This window comes from Lachnoanaerobaculum umeaense, assembly GCF_003589745.1.
Classification (GTDB): domain Bacteria; phylum Bacillota; class Clostridia; order Lachnospirales; family Lachnospiraceae; genus Lachnoanaerobaculum; species Lachnoanaerobaculum umeaense.
On record NZ_CP032364.1, the window covers coordinates 1,459,445 to 1,477,870 of the forward strand.

15 protein-coding genes and 1 pseudogene are annotated in these 18,426 nt (G+C 33.3%); 4 read left to right on the forward strand and 12 right to left on the reverse strand.

Going from position 1 to position 18,426, the window contains the following annotated elements; all coding sequences use genetic code 11:
- Positions 1–18: 18 nt before the first annotated feature.
- The 8 genes and pseudogenes from D4A81_RS06590 to D4A81_RS06635 form a co-directional block, all read right to left on the reverse strand.
- Entirely contained in the window at positions 19–3,198 is a 3,180-nt protein-coding gene (locus D4A81_RS06590; RefSeq protein WP_111524181.1) for an HsdR family type I site-specific deoxyribonuclease, read from the reverse strand.
- Positions 3,199–3,226: 28 nt separating this feature from the next.
- Entirely contained in the window at positions 3,227–4,480 is a 1,254-nt protein-coding gene (locus D4A81_RS06595) for an ATP-binding protein (RefSeq protein ID WP_111524182.1), read from the reverse strand.
- A gap of 163 nt (positions 4,481–4,643) precedes the next feature.
- Positions 4,644–5,720 (reverse strand): restriction endonuclease subunit S domain-containing protein, encoded by a 1,077-nt coding sequence (locus tag D4A81_RS06600; protein ID WP_111524183.1) that lies wholly within the window; start codon positions 5,718–5,720, stop codon positions 4,644–4,646.
- A gap of 182 nt (positions 5,721–5,902) precedes the next feature.
- Positions 5,903–7,147 carry a restriction endonuclease subunit S gene (locus tag D4A81_RS06605; protein WP_111524184.1) on the reverse strand — a complete coding sequence of 415 codons (1,245 nt, stop codon included), beginning with the start codon at positions 7,145–7,147 and terminating at the stop codon, positions 5,903–5,905.
- Positions 7,140–9,722 (reverse strand): type I restriction-modification system subunit M, encoded by a 2,583-nt coding sequence (locus tag D4A81_RS06610; protein WP_111524185.1) that lies wholly within the window; start codon positions 9,720–9,722, stop codon positions 7,140–7,142. Before D4A81_RS06610 ends, D4A81_RS06605 begins: the two co-directional genes overlap by 8 nt.
- Positions 9,723–9,968: 246 nt before the next feature.
- On the reverse strand, positions 9,969–10,559 hold the full coding sequence (locus D4A81_RS06615) for a hypothetical protein (RefSeq protein WP_111524186.1): 591 nt from the start codon (positions 10,557–10,559) through the stop codon (positions 9,969–9,971).
- Between the two features lie 571 nt (positions 10,560–11,130).
- A complete protein-coding gene (locus D4A81_RS06625) occupies positions 11,131–11,979 on the reverse strand; it encodes a KilA-N domain-containing protein (RefSeq protein WP_111524187.1) in 849 nt (282 codons plus the stop codon).
- Between the two features lie 401 nt (positions 11,980–12,380).
- Positions 12,381–12,806: pseudogene (locus D4A81_RS06635) on the reverse strand (hypothetical protein); the annotation flags it as partial.
- 141 nt (positions 12,807–12,947) lie between these two features.
- On the opposite strand from D4A81_RS06635, the gene D4A81_RS06640 reads away from it, so the two are divergent.
- On the forward strand, positions 12,948–14,012 hold the full coding sequence (locus tag D4A81_RS06640) for a DUF3137 domain-containing protein (protein ID WP_243111765.1): 1,065 nt from the start codon (positions 12,948–12,950) through the stop codon (positions 14,010–14,012).
- Positions 14,013–14,151: 139 nt separating this feature from the next.
- Here the strand turns inward: D4A81_RS06640 and D4A81_RS06645 are convergent, their stop codons facing one another.
- Positions 14,152–14,391 (reverse strand): hypothetical protein, encoded by a 240-nt coding sequence (locus D4A81_RS06645; RefSeq protein WP_111524188.1) that lies wholly within the window; start codon positions 14,389–14,391, stop codon positions 14,152–14,154.
- A 120-nt stretch (positions 14,392–14,511) separates the two neighbouring features.
- On the opposite strand from D4A81_RS06645, the gene D4A81_RS06650 reads away from it, so the two are divergent.
- Positions 14,512–15,102 (forward strand): toxin glutamine deamidase domain-containing protein, encoded by a 591-nt coding sequence (locus D4A81_RS06650; protein ID WP_162902560.1) that lies wholly within the window; start codon positions 14,512–14,514, stop codon positions 15,100–15,102.
- Positions 15,072–15,335, forward strand: coding sequence for a hypothetical protein (locus D4A81_RS06655; protein WP_111524190.1), 264 nt, complete (start codon positions 15,072–15,074; stop codon positions 15,333–15,335). The genes D4A81_RS06650 and D4A81_RS06655 overlap by 31 nt, the downstream gene beginning before the upstream one ends.
- Before the next feature lie 39 nt (positions 15,336–15,374).
- On the opposite strand, the gene D4A81_RS06660 is transcribed toward D4A81_RS06655, so the two are convergent.
- Complete coding sequence (locus tag D4A81_RS06660; protein ID WP_111524191.1) at positions 15,375–16,391, reverse strand: hypothetical protein; 1,017 nt, start codon at positions 16,389–16,391, stop codon at positions 15,375–15,377.
- Between the two features lie 275 nt (positions 16,392–16,666).
- On the opposite strand from D4A81_RS06660, the gene D4A81_RS06665 reads away from it, so the two are divergent.
- Positions 16,667–17,389: a hypothetical protein gene (locus D4A81_RS06665; RefSeq protein ID WP_242977579.1), complete on the forward strand. Its 723-nt coding sequence runs from the start codon at positions 16,667–16,669 to the stop codon at positions 17,387–17,389.
- Between the two features lie 46 nt (positions 17,390–17,435).
- Here D4A81_RS06665 and D4A81_RS06670 read toward each other — a convergent pair whose 3' ends face one another.
- Positions 17,436–17,891, reverse strand: coding sequence for a GNAT family N-acetyltransferase (locus D4A81_RS06670; protein ID WP_111524192.1), 456 nt, complete (start codon positions 17,889–17,891; stop codon positions 17,436–17,438).
- 18 nt (positions 17,892–17,909) lie between these two features.
- Positions 17,910–18,401: an imm68 putative immunity domain-containing protein gene (locus D4A81_RS06675; RefSeq protein ID WP_111524193.1), complete on the reverse strand. Its 492-nt coding sequence runs from the start codon at positions 18,399–18,401 to the stop codon at positions 17,910–17,912.
- Between the last annotated feature and the right edge of the window lie 25 nt (positions 18,402–18,426).

Genomic DNA, 18,426 nt, shown 5'->3' on the forward strand with positions numbered 1-18,426 from the left:
TAAATCTTTGATATTAAATTATTCTACATCTTCATTATCCGGATCCTTAATATCTATATCATATAAAATATAGTCTCTCAATAATTTTTCGGCATTATTTCTAACTACAAATGGAGGAAGCTTCTTTCCCTCAAGCTTCGTATAATATTCCGTTGCAGGCTCATTTGCTATAGATTTTTTCAATGCATCGTATCTTCCGAACTCATCAAGATTTGACTCTGTTACCTTGGACTTTTTGATTTCTACAAGCAGACCTTCTTCAACTCCCAGATATTTTACAAACTTTTTTATTTGTGACATTTCCTTATTTTTTGCATACATCACTATATAATCTCTAAAAGTCATATCTTTGCTAAGCTTGGCATCTCCGGATTGTATATCATGAAGAAAAATATTTGCATACTTTTGTTCTTCCTGAGAAAGCATTGCAAAAGATTTATGAAGCTCCTCAAGTGTAGCCTCCCTCTCTTCCTTACTTACATTAGGATCGTAAAGCTGTTTTTGCCACTTCTCAAATCTGGAATTCATATAATCATTATCTATAATACCTGTATTTTGCTCACTTAAATACGGATCGACAGTAAATGTAATATCATTACTACCTTCTTCAGGAGGATCTGTGGGTTTACTTAGTTCCTTATATCTTTGTAAAAGTATATTATAATCTTCTTCACTTGGAATTACTGTAATACTGCCTGTACGATTATCCTCATCATCAATCTTTATGGAATATTCTTTTATATTCCAGCTAAATCCCTGTATTTTTGCAGCCTGTAAATATGTAGAAAACTCTCTGAAAAGCTTTGCAAACTTTGCCTTTGACTCCGTATCATCAGGAAGCTTTTGCATATCTGCAATATTTGCCTGTTTGAAAACAGCCTCCATATCCTTAAATGATATATTCATATGCTCTATATTATCAGGCAGATGATCCGCAAAAAGTCCTTGAGGCCTGTCTCCGGAGTAAAGCTTCATGGCGTTTTCTATATTATTTTTCATTGTATGTGGCATTCTATAGTATTTTATAGAACCGAAAGGTTTTTCATTTATATTAAAAAGTCTGTTTGTTCTTGAAAATGCCTGTATAAGATTTTGATATTCCAAGATCTTATCAAGGTATAATGTATTTACCCACTTAGAATCAAAGCCTGTAAGCATTTGATTTACAACTATTAGTAAATCAAGCTGAGATTCTGCTTTCATACGAACAAACTGTCCCTTGTGAGCAAGTCTTTCTGATACCTCCAACTTAAATTTTGCATATCTTGCAATATCCCAGTTTGTAGAATACCAATTATTATAATCATTAAGCATTTCTACAATACCATCCTCTTTTTCCAAAGCCCTATCACCGCTTGCATTATCAATAGTCGGATCAAACAGACCGGTTACCTTCAATTCAGGATATTTTTCACGGAACTTTCTGTAATAACTTATTGCCTCAGGTATGCTTGAAGTTGCAAATATGGCATGGAACTTATTATTTCGACTCAGTCTAAGCCAATTTTCCTTTATATTATCAACTATACTGTACTGATACTTGTCATTTTCCCAGGCATCTTTCTTTATATAATCTTCGATACCCTTTTGATATGTACCGTCTTCAAGTAATCTTCCTGCCATAGGTACTTCTGATACTGTCATAAACCTATAATATATCTTTTGCATCTTCGGATCGGATATAGCCTCATCCTCGGAACTTGCACCGGCTTCTTCTATAGCCACCTTTTTTCTAAGTTCCATATCAGGATATACACACACCATAATAGGATCAAATCCAAGTACATTCTTATCACGAATACCGTCTGCAATGCTGTATCTGTGAAGTTCATCACCGAAGATATCCGTTGTGGTGCTCAAGCTCTTTTCATTCTCAGAAAATACCGGCGTTCCTGTAAAACCGAAGAACAGAGCATTGGGGAAAGTATTCTTTATCGTTATAAGCATATCTCCAAATGTGGAACGGTGGCACTCATCAATAATAAATACCAACCTTTTATTTCGCATATCTTCAATATCCTTGGCACGCATCCTGCCAATCTCATCTTCCTTGATTCTACTCATCTTCTGAATAGATGAAACTATCAAAGTATTCTTAGGATCTGTACTCTTCAGCTTTGAGATAAGCATATTTGTATCATCAGTCCCTTGAACGTCATCTACATTATCTGCAAATCCTTGATATTCTGTTAAAGACTGTGAACCCAGTTCCTTACGATCCATTAAAAATACAACCTTATCGGCATCTTTTGAATTAGCTATAAGCTGTGCCGACTTAAAAGATGTCATGGTTTTTCCTGAACCTGTAGTATGCCAAATATATCCGCCTCTTTGATTATTATCCTTCCAATCATTCCTTGCTACTCTGTCGGAGATCTTATTTGATGCATAGTACTGATAACTACGCATTACCTTAAGTACACCGTCACCTCCGTCAGCTACAGTGTAAAATCCTATAAGTTGATGTGCCATAGGAATTGACAAAAGCCTTTCCACAACATCTTTCCAATAGTTAATCGGTTCATTATTTGCATCAGCCCAATGGAAATAAAAATCAGGCTTAAAATCACCATCCGGTCCCGGATTTGCATAATAGAGTGTTTCATCAGGATTCATAGCTACAAATACCTGAACAAGTGCAAATAATCCTGTGAATACACCCTCATGGGCATACTTTTTGATTTGATTTGCCGCCTCCGCTACGGGAACACCTGATCTTTTCAGCTCAATATGAAAAACAGGCATACCGTTGATAAGAAGCATCAAATCTCCACGCCTATCCTGACGAACGCTGTCCTTTCTAAAAAACTTAGGCTGCTGCACTATCTGATATCTGCTCTGTCCTGCCGCTATCTCATTTCTGTCATAAATTTTTAAACTTACCTCTTTATTGAAATGAAGCTTATCTTCAGGATTCTTTCTTGTGATTGACACTGTTTTTCCATTGATAAAGCTGTTAAGTGCCAACGGAGTCTTAAGTTCTCTGATTTTTTCTATCAGTTCATCCATCTCCTCATCTATTAGAGGAATATTGTTTAACCTGTCAATATCTCTATTATTCTCAAGCAATATGTCAGCCCAGTTGCTTATAAGGTCTTTTTCAGTATAATTTTTAAGTACATTCTTCTCCCAGCCGTAGTTTTGCAACAAGGCAATGACTGCACTTTCAAAGTCTGCTTCTTTTGTAAAATAATCCATATTTACTCCAATAAGATTTATTGTAAAACTAAATATCCAAGCTGTTTTTATTCAGCAAAAAATCGTATATGCTCATGTTAAGTATTCCTGACTCACTGTAATGTGGCACAGGCGTATCCCTTGTTATTATAATTCGTTTAAAGAAATCTCCCGTAAGCATCAGCGGCCTTTGTTCCTGCATCAGTTTAGCCTCATCAGGTATAGCATATGCCGATTGTATATAATATCTCTTCGAAGCCTTATTACATACAAAATCAATTTCAAGTTGCTTGCGAATGCTGCTTCCGTTTTCATCTTTGCCGTTTTGTACAATCACCCCTACATCCACATTGAAACCTCGGATTTTTAATTCATTATATATAATATTCTCCATACTGTGAGTTTCTTCAATCTGCCTGAAATTAAGTCTTGCATTTCTTAATCCCATATCATTAAAATAATACTTTACCGGACTGCCTATATACTTTCTTCCCTTTATATCATAACGAAATGCAGTATCAATCAGGAAAGAATCACTGAGATATTCAATATAGCGTTTAATAGTATTGCTACTTATATTTTTATTTTTTACCGACTTGAAAGTTTTTGACAATTTCTCCGGATTAGTAAGTGAACCTATTGCTGAAGAAATTATATTTAATAAATTCTCAAGTTCGGCTTTATTTCTTACATTATGTCTACCGATAATATCCGATATATAAGTCTCCTCAAATAAGGATTTTAGAAATGCAACTTTTTGTTCGTGGCTTGAAATATTCAATACCAAAGGAATACCTCCGTATAACATATATTCATTCCAACCGTCAAGCTTTTCACCCTGATATACAGACATAAACTCTGCAAAGCTTAACGGATACATATGTATTTCATCACCTCTACCTCTAAATTCTGTAATAACATCCTTTGAGAGAAAACGTGCATTACTTCCTGTAACATAAACATCTACATTTTTAATTCTGATAAGACTGTTTAAGACAGCCTCAAAATCACTCAGCAATTGCACCTCATCCAACAATATATAATACATCTTTTCATCTTTTATAGACTCTTTCAGATGTGGATATAAAACATTAGGATCACAGAATTTTTTACTTTCAAAAGTATCAAATGATATTTCTATTATATGATTTTTGTCTATTCCTTTAGAGCTAAGATACTCTTTAAATATATTAAATAATAGGTACGATTTTCCACATCGTCTCATACCTGTCACTACTTTGACCAATCCGTTGTTCATCTTACTAATCAGTTGCTCCAAGTAATGATCCCTTTTAATCTCCATACCGCCTCCTATTTTATATTATAATTTTGCATATATACGCACTTTTCATCAACAGTATTATATCCTTGATATAATATATTATCAAGAAATATGCGTAATTTTATTGCGAATATACGCAATTTTCATACATAGCATTTTATAGTTAATATTAAATTAAATTAGTTTATTTTCTATGACTTGGAGGCTTACTCTTAGTGTAATCTATAATTCTATAAGCTATTGCCTTAAAAATCAGTTGAAAAGGCTCCAGTTGATGAAGGGTGATAAGGTTATCTAAGGACTCAAAACATATTCCAACTTTTGATTGCTCTTTATGTGATGGAAATGGAATTGTCATTGCATAAAATAATTCTGTTTTAATACTAAAACGATCCGATCTAGCACCTGAATCCCCATTATATTCCATAAATTTATGCCATTTATTCGTTCTAAAATAGAATTCTAGGAATGTTTCATTCATGTTTCGTGGATGAAATACTGTGTATAATGGTGACATTATACCCCTTTTGCAAAGTTTATTCCTATTAATTGGACCAACAGGCGCAGTAACAGAAATCCTTGGATTATAAACAAAATCATTAGGACTAACTATATAATATCCACCTATATTATTTTTATTTACTATTTCATGGTCAAAAAAATTCTTCTGATCTATGATTCCAAATTCAGCTGAATTTGTAAATACATCTCTTTCTTGTAATTGAAAATTCTTTTCTACTACCTTATCTGCTATCTCCCCCAACTTACGCTGTTCCCAAGATAAAGTGCAACTAACTATCGCCTTCAAAATATGCCCAAAAGACTTACTTTGATGAAGGGTGATAAGGTGGTCGATTGAAGCTAAGTAATATCCGATTTTGTTTTGTTCATCAATATTTTCTGTCACCATTAGCTCTGCACCATTTACCACATCTGAATTAATAGACTCAAATGTTGACCCAGATGCAAGTATCTTCCAATAACCATTCGAGTCCATTTTTACAAGTGCCTGATATATGAACTCACTACCCTTTATTCCGGCGACACCACGTCCAATAACCACATCATAATAGGTTTTTCCCATAGTTCCAGCAGGAGCACGAACGCTCATTATTAGGTCTCCAGCCTCTGCCATTTTTGTTTTTTGTGTTGTCCAAATTCTTGGATAAACCCACCCATCTTTTAAGTCTGCGTTCCCCTGAACTAAAATATAATCCGATGGTATTTGACTATATGTTGAGCCATCTGGAGACTGTCCCATCGTAATCTGACATATTTCCCCCAGCTTACGCTGTTCCCAATATATCCTACTTTTTATCCGAAATATTTCCTGATATTTTATTAAAATAACAAGAAATTACACTTGTATGACTTAATGTTGGACAAAGTTATAGTTTTTCTTCCACGAAATACTTCATATACTTAATTATTCTATTAATCAAGCTATACAAACATACTTTCTAGCATTGATTTTTTTATTTTTTGCAATTTGTCCAACTTACTTTGATGAAGGGTGATAAGGTGGTCGAGTAATTCTAAATACTCTGCAATTTTTATTTGCTCTGCATCTCTTGGAATTGGAATATCAAATAAATATAGATTTTTTGCAGATAAATTGGGCTGAGCAGCACCCTCATCATTTAATATTCTTTGACTATATTCGATATCTGAATTCAACACTTGAAAAAGATATTTTCCAACTATCTTTTGTGGTCTAATATCAACCAGTGAAGAGGCGATTGTTCCAATGTCAAAATTATCGACAAATGCATTCTTCCCAAGCGTTCCCCTAAGGCAATAAATTATATCTCCACACTGTATTTTTGCTCCAGATAATTGATTGTATTTTTCTTCCGTTATTTTATTTGTAGTGTCTAGTTTTACACGCCCCAAAACCAAGTCTCCCGCATTGATAAATGGAATACCATCAAAAACCATATCTGAATCATTAGGATAGCGTGAACTTCTATCTCCATTATAAAACTCTACCATTTCCCCCAGCTTACGCTGTTCCCAATCTTTAGTGAATCCTGAAAATCTGATTTTTGGAGTTTTTTCTCCATTTTGTGGAAAAAGATTTTCAAGCATTGATTTTTTAATAATTTTAAATTTTTCAAGCTTTCGTTGATGAAGGGTGATAAGGTGGTTGAGGGATATAAAAAAGTCACCAACTTTTTTCTGTTCAGATATATTAAGCGGTATTGATAGCATTGTCTCAAAGAAATCATTTGGTGCAATATTTAACAAACCATGATTTCTTGCACCTTCTTCCGCTATTGATTGTATCCCTCTATGCCATAAATCTGTGGCATAATATGTAACTAAGTAATCTGAACTGGTACTAGTATCATCTATAATCTTAAAAAGTATGTATAATGTAGATAATACACCATTCTTATATTTATCTAAACGTTTAATTGCCCCTAATGGAGCATCGACAGATGTACTCTTATTGTAAGCAAATTCACCTTTTTTTATAAGATAATAACCTCTAACATCTTTGCTTGCTATTCGTTTATCGAAAAACTCATTTTGATCAATCAATCCATATTGTGCTGAAATTGTCAGTGGCAGTGTTGATTCTAGTTTTTCATTTTTTCTTATAATCCTTTCTGCTATCTCCCCCAGCTTACGCTGTTCCCAATCTTCTTCAAAGCCTTTAAATCTTATCCTTGGTACTCTACTCATCTATACCTCCCAAGAGCTTTATCAGCTCATTGATGCCTTCCATATCTCTCTCCGATCCGGTAAGCTCTGAGAGCATACTTGCAAGTGACTTCTCTGTTTCCTTGATTTCTTTTTCAAGATCATCCATAGTTACAGCATATTTTGTAGAAAGTGCTTCTACATCCTTTGTGAAGGCTTTCAGCATATCATCTGATAAGCCAAGTATTCCGTTATAAATAGGGCTTGACCATTTTTTGTGCAAAATATTATTTATCTCTTCCTCTGACAAGCTCTCTATCTTAGCTTTTGTCTCTAAATGAAGTTCATCTTCTCCCTGCTTTATTTCAGTCTTCAGCTTTTTCTCTTCGTTATTAAGTTTTTCAACTTTTTCCAAGGATTCTATAAGCTCTTTTGACTCACCGTCAGTCTTTAGAGACTTTACAACCGCCTTTATATTCTTGAATACAAAAGCGTCATTGGTATCATTTAATACTTCTGATATGATTTCCTTATCATCTTCACTCAATGATTCCAGAATCTCCTCATATGAAGAGGGTATTTCAGCCAGCTTTTCATGTTTCTCTTTTAAATCTCTTTTTCTTTCAGAAAGACAAATATCCTGTACCAAATCAAATGGCAGTATATGTCCCTTCCACCCTTCTTGTACTTCTACATCCTTGCCGTTCTTTTTCTTTACGACCATATTCGGGTCTACCTGTGTTACAGTTTTTATCCCCTCTGTCTGTATAAGCTCCAAATCTCCTGATATTTCAGTAAATTTATCTTCAAATATCTCATATGCTCCATACGGATCAATCAATGTGTTATCTACAAATCTCATAAAGATATTATTGGCAATAATCTCCTGAGTCTTTGGTATATTTATAGTTGTTGCGTTTGCTATTAGGATACTATCCAAGTATGCTCCCAAATCACCAAATCTCAACATATGATTTTTTATAAATTGCAATACATCCTTATTGTTTTTTATCGTCTCCCTTATATTCTCAGACTTTAATGATAAATAATCTTCTCCGGCAAAAAGTTCACCTTTAAGTGAAGGAAACACCTCCCAGTATTTATCAAACTTTCCAAGCTCGACTTCAGGGATTCCACCAAACATTGAAGCATATATATCATAGCTTTCTGCTGCTTCAGACGAATCCACATAACGTGGAATATTCAAGTTGTAGTCATTGGCACGAATATCTTCAAGACTTACGACTTTTGAATATTTTTCTATATCCTTTCTTGACTTTATCGTATCAACTATTTTTCTTATATCACATGCACGCAGCTGGTTGTTCTTTCCTTCTTTTTTAAATCCTTTTGAAGCGTCTATTATAAGTACATCTGTATTTTCTCTCTTTTGTCTGAGTACCATTACTATAGTAGGTATACCTGTTCCGAAGAAAATATTTGCCGGCAGTCCGATTATGGCATCTATATTGTTCTGTTCTATCAAGTTTTTTCTGATATTACCTTCTTCGCCACCTCTAAAAAGCACACCATGTGGCAGCACTATTGTCATTATTCCGTCAGGCTTCAGATGATACAGGTCATGCAAAAGGAAGGCATAGTCAGCCTTTGACTTTGGAGCTATTCCATATCTCACATATCTTGGATCACTGTCTTTACCTGTAGAATCCCATCTTTGCGAATAAGGAGGATTTGATACTACAGCATCCACATACAGCGGTTCATATGTACTATGTGGATCGGACTCATCAAAGTACGGCCAGTCTTCTTCCAAAGTATCTCCATTTCTTGTCAATATATTTGCAGGAAGTATGCCACGCATTACCAGATTCATTCTTGTAAGATTATAGGTATTTGACTTAAGCTCCTGTGCATAATACTGTATACGATTGGCATCGTCCATATATTTTGCAGCGGTTTTTCCTATATTTATAAGCAAGCTGCCGCTTCCCGATGTCGGATCATATATTTTAATTGTATCACGTCCTTTTAAATGCTCTGCTATAATTTCCGACATCAAAAGAGACACCTCATGTGGTGTATAAAACTCTCCTGCCTTCTTTCCTGCATTTGCTGCAAAGTTGGAGATTAAGTATTCATAGATAAATCCCAAAACATCATAGTCCTGTTTTCCGTTCATAGGGATTTCATTTATAAGCTGAATCAGATCGCTTACTGCCTTTGTCTGTGACTTTGTATCTGCACCAAGCTTTGAAAGACCTGTTTCAAGTGTTGTAAATACTCCCTCAAAGAGCTTTTTATGTGATGGCGATATATTTCTACTAAACGATGACAATCCGGTTCGAACATTGTCAACTGAGAAATCAGATCCCATATTTATCCAAGTAGAAAACAAGTCCTTATATGCTATAAAATATCCCAAATCCTGCTTTAGACTTGACATACTTGAATAACTGTCATCTGCCTCTTCATTAACATATTCCTTGATATTGTCCGCATCATATCCTCTATTATACAGGTCCTGCTCTTCTTTGTCTGAAAGATACTTATAAAAAATAAAGCCCAATATATAGTCCTTATATTCATTGGCTTCAATCTTTGATCTCATTTGATTTGCAGACTCCCAAATCTTTGCCGCAAGCTGTTGTTTATTCATTTTACTTCCCCATTATCCCTTCATATGCACTATAACTTTAACTAAGTAAAAGTCCTAAAATATATTATATATTATTTCTTTTAAATAGATAGTCATTTTAAGGCAAATGCTGATAATATTTTGACCGTTTAAAAGATGTTCTACCATAGCGGCTCAGTTGTCAAAATTTTAGTTTGTCACTCTGTTTGCTTTCTATCGACCTATATATTCAGTACCCAGTTTTATTTAACTATACAAACAGATATTCTACCAATCAATTGTAATTTCCTTATTTTTAATTTTGTTGTATATTTCTTTTTCTTTATTTTTCTTTCCGCGGGAAGATGTAGATGGGGCCGGATTCCACAATAATGCCTTTGTTAAAAATGCAAACTTTACCTCAGAAAAATTAACAGAATCATATTCTCCCCTTTCTTTAGAAAATGTATCAGCATTTATACATAAAAATATAAAGTTATCATGTTTTTTATATATCGCTCTATACTTTTCACTATTCTTATCCCTTCCAATTTCATAAGAAAAAGCTTTTTCAGTAAATGTAGTATCTACTGAAATTTTTTTAGGTTTTAGTCGCATCAAATCAAGTATGTCTTTAAGTTCTTTATTAATATTATAGCTACTGCCAACTTGCAAACACTTGTACTTCTCGCCTTTTCTTCCACCAAAAATAGCCCACAACCCTTTTTCTGTTTTTACATTTGAGTTATATTCCTTTATTTCCTTATAAACTTGATTTATTGCTTTTTTATCCATATTTTTGTTAAAAGAACATATTTCTTTAACATACGGTTTAATCTTACACCAATCTTCAATATTTTTTATTCCATTATCATCCATAGCTACATTTCACTTTCTTCTCCAGACCAGAATTTGTTTACACTTGCTTTAATCTTTTCATTTGTTGATTCAATAAATGCTATCACTATTGCTCCTATCATAAGAAGTCTATAATGGCTAAACAAGAAGCTTATAACAATCCGGATATATCTATTCCAATTTCTCCGTAAACGAAATAAGCTACTTCTACAAGTATGCAGAATACCATAACGATATATAGCAATGTCGTTCCTATACCAAGCTTGAATATCAGAAAAACTGACACAACTGATAAGATAAGACTACTAGGGAATAGGATAACTTTCAATATAAATCACATACACTACCTTTTTTTCACTTGAGCTTATGTGCCGCTTACAAACATTATCTTGGTAGATATCTGTTCTAAGCAACACGTGCGCTATCAGTTTCATTGATTTTTAACTTTAGCAGAAGCTTCAAACCTCTTAATTTCGTTAAAACATTTGCCTCTGTAATTATTATTTATTCATTTTACTTCCCCGTTATCCCTTCATATGCACTATAACTTTAACTAAGTAAAAGTCCTAAAGTATATTATATATTATTTCTTTTACTGGTCTTTATTTTCTATACTAAGCAATCCATCATCATTTAATCTTTCTAAAGATAGAAGCTGTGTCCTTGCCAGTTTTCTAAGCTCCACCATTCTCTCTTTTTGCTTCACACCTTTTTCAATCAGAATAGCATTATAGCTTTCCATATTTGCAAGTACCAAGAGTTCATTAAGGCTTGCATAATCTCTAATATTGCCTTTTAAGCTCGGATTCTCCTCTCTCCACTGTTTTGCCCTTTTACCAAAAAGTGCTACATTGAGTATATCTGCTTCACTTGCGTACTTATATGATAATTGTTCACTAGTAAGATCTACCAAAAGATAAGTTTTAATCGCATCGGTATGAATTCTATAATTGATTTTTGAAATCTCTCTGTGTAAGTTCCACGAAATAGATAGTTTTGAGTTTTCATCATTTTTTAATCTTTTGTAATCTTGAATAATATATAACTTAAATTCCGGAGAAATCCAAGAAGCAAACTCCATTGCTATATCATAATGTGCATAAGTTCCACCATATCTCCCTGATTTTGATATGAAACCAATAGCATTTGTAGAATCAATCCATTTTTGAGGAGTCATTGTGAACCGATTAAGTCCTGCCTCATTTCTAAACGTGTCGAATTGCACACGGTTAAAATCAGCATTGTTCAGAGCTTCCCATAAACCTATAAATTCTAATGTGTTCCTATTTCTCATCCAGTTCTGAATGACAAATCTTGGATCGTCCGTATTCTTATACCTCGCAATATCCGTTAAACTGATATAGTCATTCTTAAAATCTTCTGTATAAATTTGTATAGAAAATCCCTGTGCTTCTATGGTATCTTTCTTTTGTTTTGGCATCATTTACTCCTTTCTACCTAGGCATTACTGACTGTTATCTATACCACATAAATCACTCTGAGTAATGATAAGGCTTTTAAATGTTTTGCTACAATTTCCGAAATCAATTATATATTATTTATTTTAAATAAATAGTAATTTTAAGGCAAATGCTGATAATATTTTGACCATTTAAAAGAGGTTCTACTATAGCGATTCAGATGTCAAAATTTCAGATTTTTATAATGATATAAAATAACTATTTTCAACTGATATCAAGTTTCTTCTTTAAAATAGTCTATAACTGTCGTCGATATCTTTATGGTTACCTACTTCTTAAGCTCTTTAATGTATGGATTTCTTATAGCTTTACTAAAATCAAATTCCTTTTCAAAAAATTTATCTATCATAGACTCACTCATGATAGAATACTCCATATCCCCACTGTTCCAAATATACACAATAGCGGATACAGGGTTTTTCCCTTCTTCCCAAAGCCATCCTGAATAAGTAGTTGAATTTCCAAAATAGCCTTCTGTAATAATTTCAAACTCAGAATTTTTATAACTATCCATAAATTCCTCTACAGAAATAGCATCTCCAGTAAAACGTCCTTTACCTAAGGTTTTATTAAAAATCAACACACTGCAAAGCCTTAAATCACAATCTTTAAAACAGACTTCACCCTCGTGTTCTACTTCTTCATTGTTTACATATTGGTATAATGAATCCAACTTAAGGTTGAGGGTTTTATTGTGGAATTTGATTCCCTTTACTCTGCTACCACTAAGGCTGAAAATGATTTCGCTGTGCCTGTCATATATAAATTTATCTGAATTTTTGTCCATAATTTACCCCCTGAATGAATCTATAGCAGCAGAATTTTTTAATGCTACTGTCTACTTATCTTGAATCTGTAATGCCTTATAATTATTATACATTATTCTATTATATATTGGGCTTCTATTTGTTATAATATGAGCAAGAAAGTGAAATTAGCTTATAAAAAAAGGAAAACAATAATGGAAATGAATTTAAACCCTGAAGAAATACAGAAAATAAATAATCTATGGAAAACCTCACGATTTCAGCGTAGTTGGAGAGCCGTCGAGAATACTGTCAATTGTGGTCAAAGAGTTAAAAATTATTTTGTTCGAAATATTATTCTGCTATTTTTTAGCTTTATTGTCGGTGGCAGTTTATTCTTATCAAAAGATCTGGGACTCCTTACTGACAGTATTTTTATAGATAAACTTATGATGCTAATTGCCAGGCTAATTCTCTTCCTTTTAATACTTCAAATCCTAAGTGTGCTGATTTTTGCCTTTATTGGTCCGGGTTGGGAATCAAATCAAAGAGCCAAGTTGCGTGTACTTTACGAGAGTGAAATCCTTGAACCGATACTGCAAGCCATTTATCCTTCAGCCAAAATTGACATAGAAAATGATATTTCTCCGAGTAATGTAAAAGAGGTAGTTCCCGCCGCAAAATACTATATCCAATCCGGAATAATTAAACTAAACAATGAAAAAGATATTGAAATAGTAGATTTATATGCATACACTGTTTCAAAAGGATTAGCTACCGGAAAGGATGAGATAAAGCACCTTCATGAGATTACGGGCTTTATAGGACAAGTTTACTCTATAAAGAATACACATTCTTTAAAAGGAAATTTGCGAATTGTTCCAACAAAACATTTCCTTAATATAAAGACTCAAGGAGGCTATCTTGGTGCCATGTCAGGAGGTAAGAAAATCGATATAGGTGATGTACAGTATAACAAATACTATAACACTTACTGTACTGACGAACAATCAGCAAGAATGTTCTTAACCCCTACTGTTATTGATTGGTTTAACGACAATACTTCAGACTTTGGGCTTTCCTTATACAGCAACGAATCTCACATTTATATTGCAGCTTATAATAATAAGCGTCTTTTTACAGCACCAAGAGACAAAGATAGTATAAGGTCATGGAGCATAGAAAAAACGGCAAAAAATATAAAATATGCCTTATTCTTTGCAGACAAAATAGCTGAGATTATATAAACATCAAAATAAATATAAGTTAAAAAATAGTCACAAAATAGGAATCTGCATTCCTGTTCTGTGACTTTATCATTATTTAAAATTACTACTCATTCCGACCTTTAGGAATGTAGTTTTACAATATTTGCAAATCCGGGATTTATATACCTATTTCCTGTAAGGTTATATGTCTTCCATTAATATCTTTAATCTCAGCCTTTTCATCTTCATTAAGATTATCAATAAAAATACACCATTCATTAGGGTATCCACCTACAAATTCCATTTTTGGAATATTAATTTGACTTGGATTTTTCGCAAACAAACATAATCTGTTATCACCCCAAAATCTTGTGAGCGTTAAGATTTGTTTATTGTATATAACATCTATACCTTTCAATTTTATCTCCGTAAATTTTAATTTATAAATTTCCTGTTTCTACAAACTGAAGTTTGTAAAGCTCTATCTAAAATTGGAAAGACAAAACTTCAAAATGCCAACCTTAATGGAGTAAGCGATTTGACAATAAAATTACCAAGACTCAAGGGAAGCATTAAACAGATAGATAATCTTAAAGCAGTCAATCCGGGAGGCTATACCAATAATTGCAAAGAATGCTCTCTTTGTTATTGTTTTAGATCTAAAGGGTATGATGTTAAAACCGGTCCGAGAACAGATAACTATAGTCTAACCGATTTCATCGAAGATAATTTTAAAACCACTAAAGTTATTACGTTTACTCCTGATAGAGACCGTACTAAGAATCTTGGAAGAGCAACAAGGAATATATTAAAGAGATACAAAGATGGAGATGTTGGAGTAATAGGTATTGATTGGGATAAGAGATTTATGAAAAATGGTGAGTCCGACGAAGGACACGCTTTTAATTGGAAAATTAAAGACGGAAAAGTACAGTTTTTAGATTCGCAGTTAAAAGAACCACGATTAGATGCATCGGTGTACTTTAAACTAATTGATACTTCTAAGGATGTAGAATTCACAAAAATAGATGTGGAAGATGCCAAACCAGAGGTGTATAATAAAATCATATTTGATAACGATTTATGGAGGGTAATAATATGGTTACAGCTAAAGAAGCGTATGAAATAATGGATAAGTATATAAGCAATAATCCAAAAGATAGAATCATGAATTTTTCGGAAACAAGTGACGCTTTTGTATTCGGGACAAAATGTAATCCGAGTTTTGGGCATATGGCGGTGAGAAAATCAGACGGATATGTTTATGTCATGCATATAATAGATTATGCAGAGCATGTAGAAAACAATGATAATTTTGAAATCGATACGCATACATTTAAAAGAATAAATATGGCATCATAAACACAAGAATTCAGAGCAACTATAAAGTCGCTCTGTTTTTTATTGCTTTGGAATATATACATCGCCATTTTCAGTTACAATATATTCTTTTATGGGGTTTTGTATATTATCTAAGATTTTCTTACTGATGTTTATTGTCTCTCTTCTAGATGTGGACTCTACAACATCATTGAACGGATTGGGAGTATGTTGTTTTGGCTTTGGTAAAGGAACAGGTAATCCTTTATTATCTTTGTTAAAAACGGATTCCCATCTCCCAGCCATTAAAGCTATATCTTTTAGGTTTCGTCTATGACATTCTTCGAGATATGCGTTTACTTCAGCTATAGTATTTTCTATATAACCTTTATCATGGTTATCAGAATAATAAATTTCAAGTACGCTACTACTGAAAAACAACTCCACTGAGAGTTCAAGACTATCTTTAATATTAAGAATGTCATCTGATAACTTTTTTAACTCGTTATCGTTCTTAGTGTTTTTATGACTATAAGTATCTAAATCTGCTAAATAGAATTCAATATTTTTCATAGCGATTCGTTTAGACGCTTGTATATTTGTAAGAGTTGCAAGTCTATGTGTTTCATTTTTAAATATACTTTCAAAATTAGTATATGCATAACGAATGAATTGCATTTCAGCAACAATTTCTGATTTTTTATCACCGTATAAGAACTCGAGTATCTTGTCTAGTTTACCACTGATTATACTCAGCTTAGAGTCAAGGTCGTTCATAACCATTTTGATAGAAGCTATTGCCAAAGTAGAAAATAGCATCATACTAGGTCTAAGTTTAACTAGAGAAAGAATGTTGCTAGCACCATCAGAATTTATCAAATTCACAAGCAGGTGTCTACTATCTGTGACGTCGTTAAGTAATTCAGACATACTAGTCGGCAATGTAAAAGTATATGCTTTGTCTAGTATTATGTCTGGTAATTGTCGTATAAATGGTTCGATAATTTTTATTATTTCGCTTCTACTAATGTCTAGTTTTTCATATTTGCTTTTATCAATAGCCGTATCCATAGGCTTTATATCAATAGAGTTATTCATATTTTGTCTCCTTTTAGGTAAGTATACCATACAAAATAAATAAAATAAATGGAGGTTTTATGTCATTATCTAATACAGCAACACCAAAATATTATGGTGAATTTAGAAATGCAGTAATGAGAGGGGATATACCGGTATGTAAAGAGATAGCAATGTAAATGAACAGGATAGACGATCTGATAAACAATCCCGGCGTTTATTACGACGATAAGGCTGTCGAGGGGTTTGTTAAATATTGCGAAAACGAATTAACGCTGACTGACGGTGCTGATTTAGTGCTGTTAGATACGTTCAAGATATGGGCAGAACAAATATTCGGATGGTATTATTTTGTAGAACGAAGCATTTACGAACCGAATAAAGATGTTCACGGTGGACGGTATGTTAATAGAAGAGTTAAACAGCGTTTGATAAATAAGCAATATTTGATAGTGGCAAGAGGAGCAGCTAAGTCAATGTATGGTAGCTGTATACAAAATTACTTTCTTAATGTTGACACAAGTACTACGCATCAAATCACAACCGCGCCAACTATGAAACAATCAGAAGAGGTTATGAGTCCTATCCGCACAGCCATCACAAGGGCAAGAGGACCGTTATATAAGTTTTTAACTGAAGGTTCACTACAAAACACCACAGGCTCTAAGGCAAATCGTATGAAACTTGCATCTACCAAAAAAGGAGTTGAAAACTTTTTAACAGGCTCTTTGCTCGAAATCAGACCTATGAGTATAAATAAACTTCAAGGTTTAAGAACTAAAGTAGCAACAGTTGACAAATGGTTGTCTGGTGATATACGAGAAGATGTTATAGGAGCTCTGGAACAGGGAGCGTCTAAAGTAGATGACTATCTAATTATTGCTATGAGTTCCGAAGGAACCGTTAGAAACGGAAGTGGCGATACAATCAAAATGGAGCTTATGGATATACTTAAAGGGGAGTATATAAATCCTCACGTATCCATATGGTACTACAAACTGAAATTTGCTATCTTTTAAATATTTGCGTTACTGCCACCATCTTATCTTTGCTAAGTCTATTTAATTATATGAACTTTTTCATAATATACTTTAGTTTTGGTTTTTCAATCACTTCATAAATCTTAAATCCAAGCTTATCATATACTCTCTTTGCACTTTTATTAAAGTCAAACACAGTCAAAGAAATACTTCTGATATTCTCATCTTTAAAGATAAAATCTATAAATTCTTTCAAAGCCTTTGTTCCAAGACATACTCCTGTTTTTGTAGGATTTAATACGAATCTACCTATATGAATATTATCTTTTTCGATTTTCACCTCTTGTATCATTCCGATAAACTCTTCTTCATTAAAAATTGAAAATTTGTTGTCAAGTTTTTCTATTTTTTCATAAGTTAATGGAAACGATACTTCTGTTCCCATCCATTGCTCTTGAAATGTCACTCCTCTTTCATTTGACCACTTGCATAAAAGTAAAATATTGTCTTTCTCAATACCTTTTGTAAATTTAATGCTCATAGCAATCTCCAAAACACATTATACCTCACATTGCAGTAGCCCTTTCCTCAGCTCTTTTACAATTTCTGCCATCTCTATGATATCATCACCTATCATTTCATATAAATCATATGACTTCGAATTTTTTACAAAGTCTTCCAAAGCAGCTTTTATACCTGTATATTCTTCTTCTGTGGCTACAATTCGTATACATCTATTTTGTGCATCTTCATTGTCGTACAATTCTCTAAGATTTACATATCCACTAATTTTACATTCCAATAAAATGGCGGCAAGGTCTGTAACAATATCTATCGCATAATTAAAGTCTATTTCCAGTCCATTCGAATTGATAAACCCGAGATTCTCGATTGTTTGCCTAAAATCCATATTCTGCCTATCAAGTCCTATACCTGTAAATATTTCTTTAAGAGTGATTTCTTCTTTATTCAGGTCATCCAAAAGCTCAACAAGACTCAGGCTGTCATCAGAACCACCGATAAAATCTCCCCAATATTTTGTAATATACATACTTCACCTCTATCCGGTTTTTATT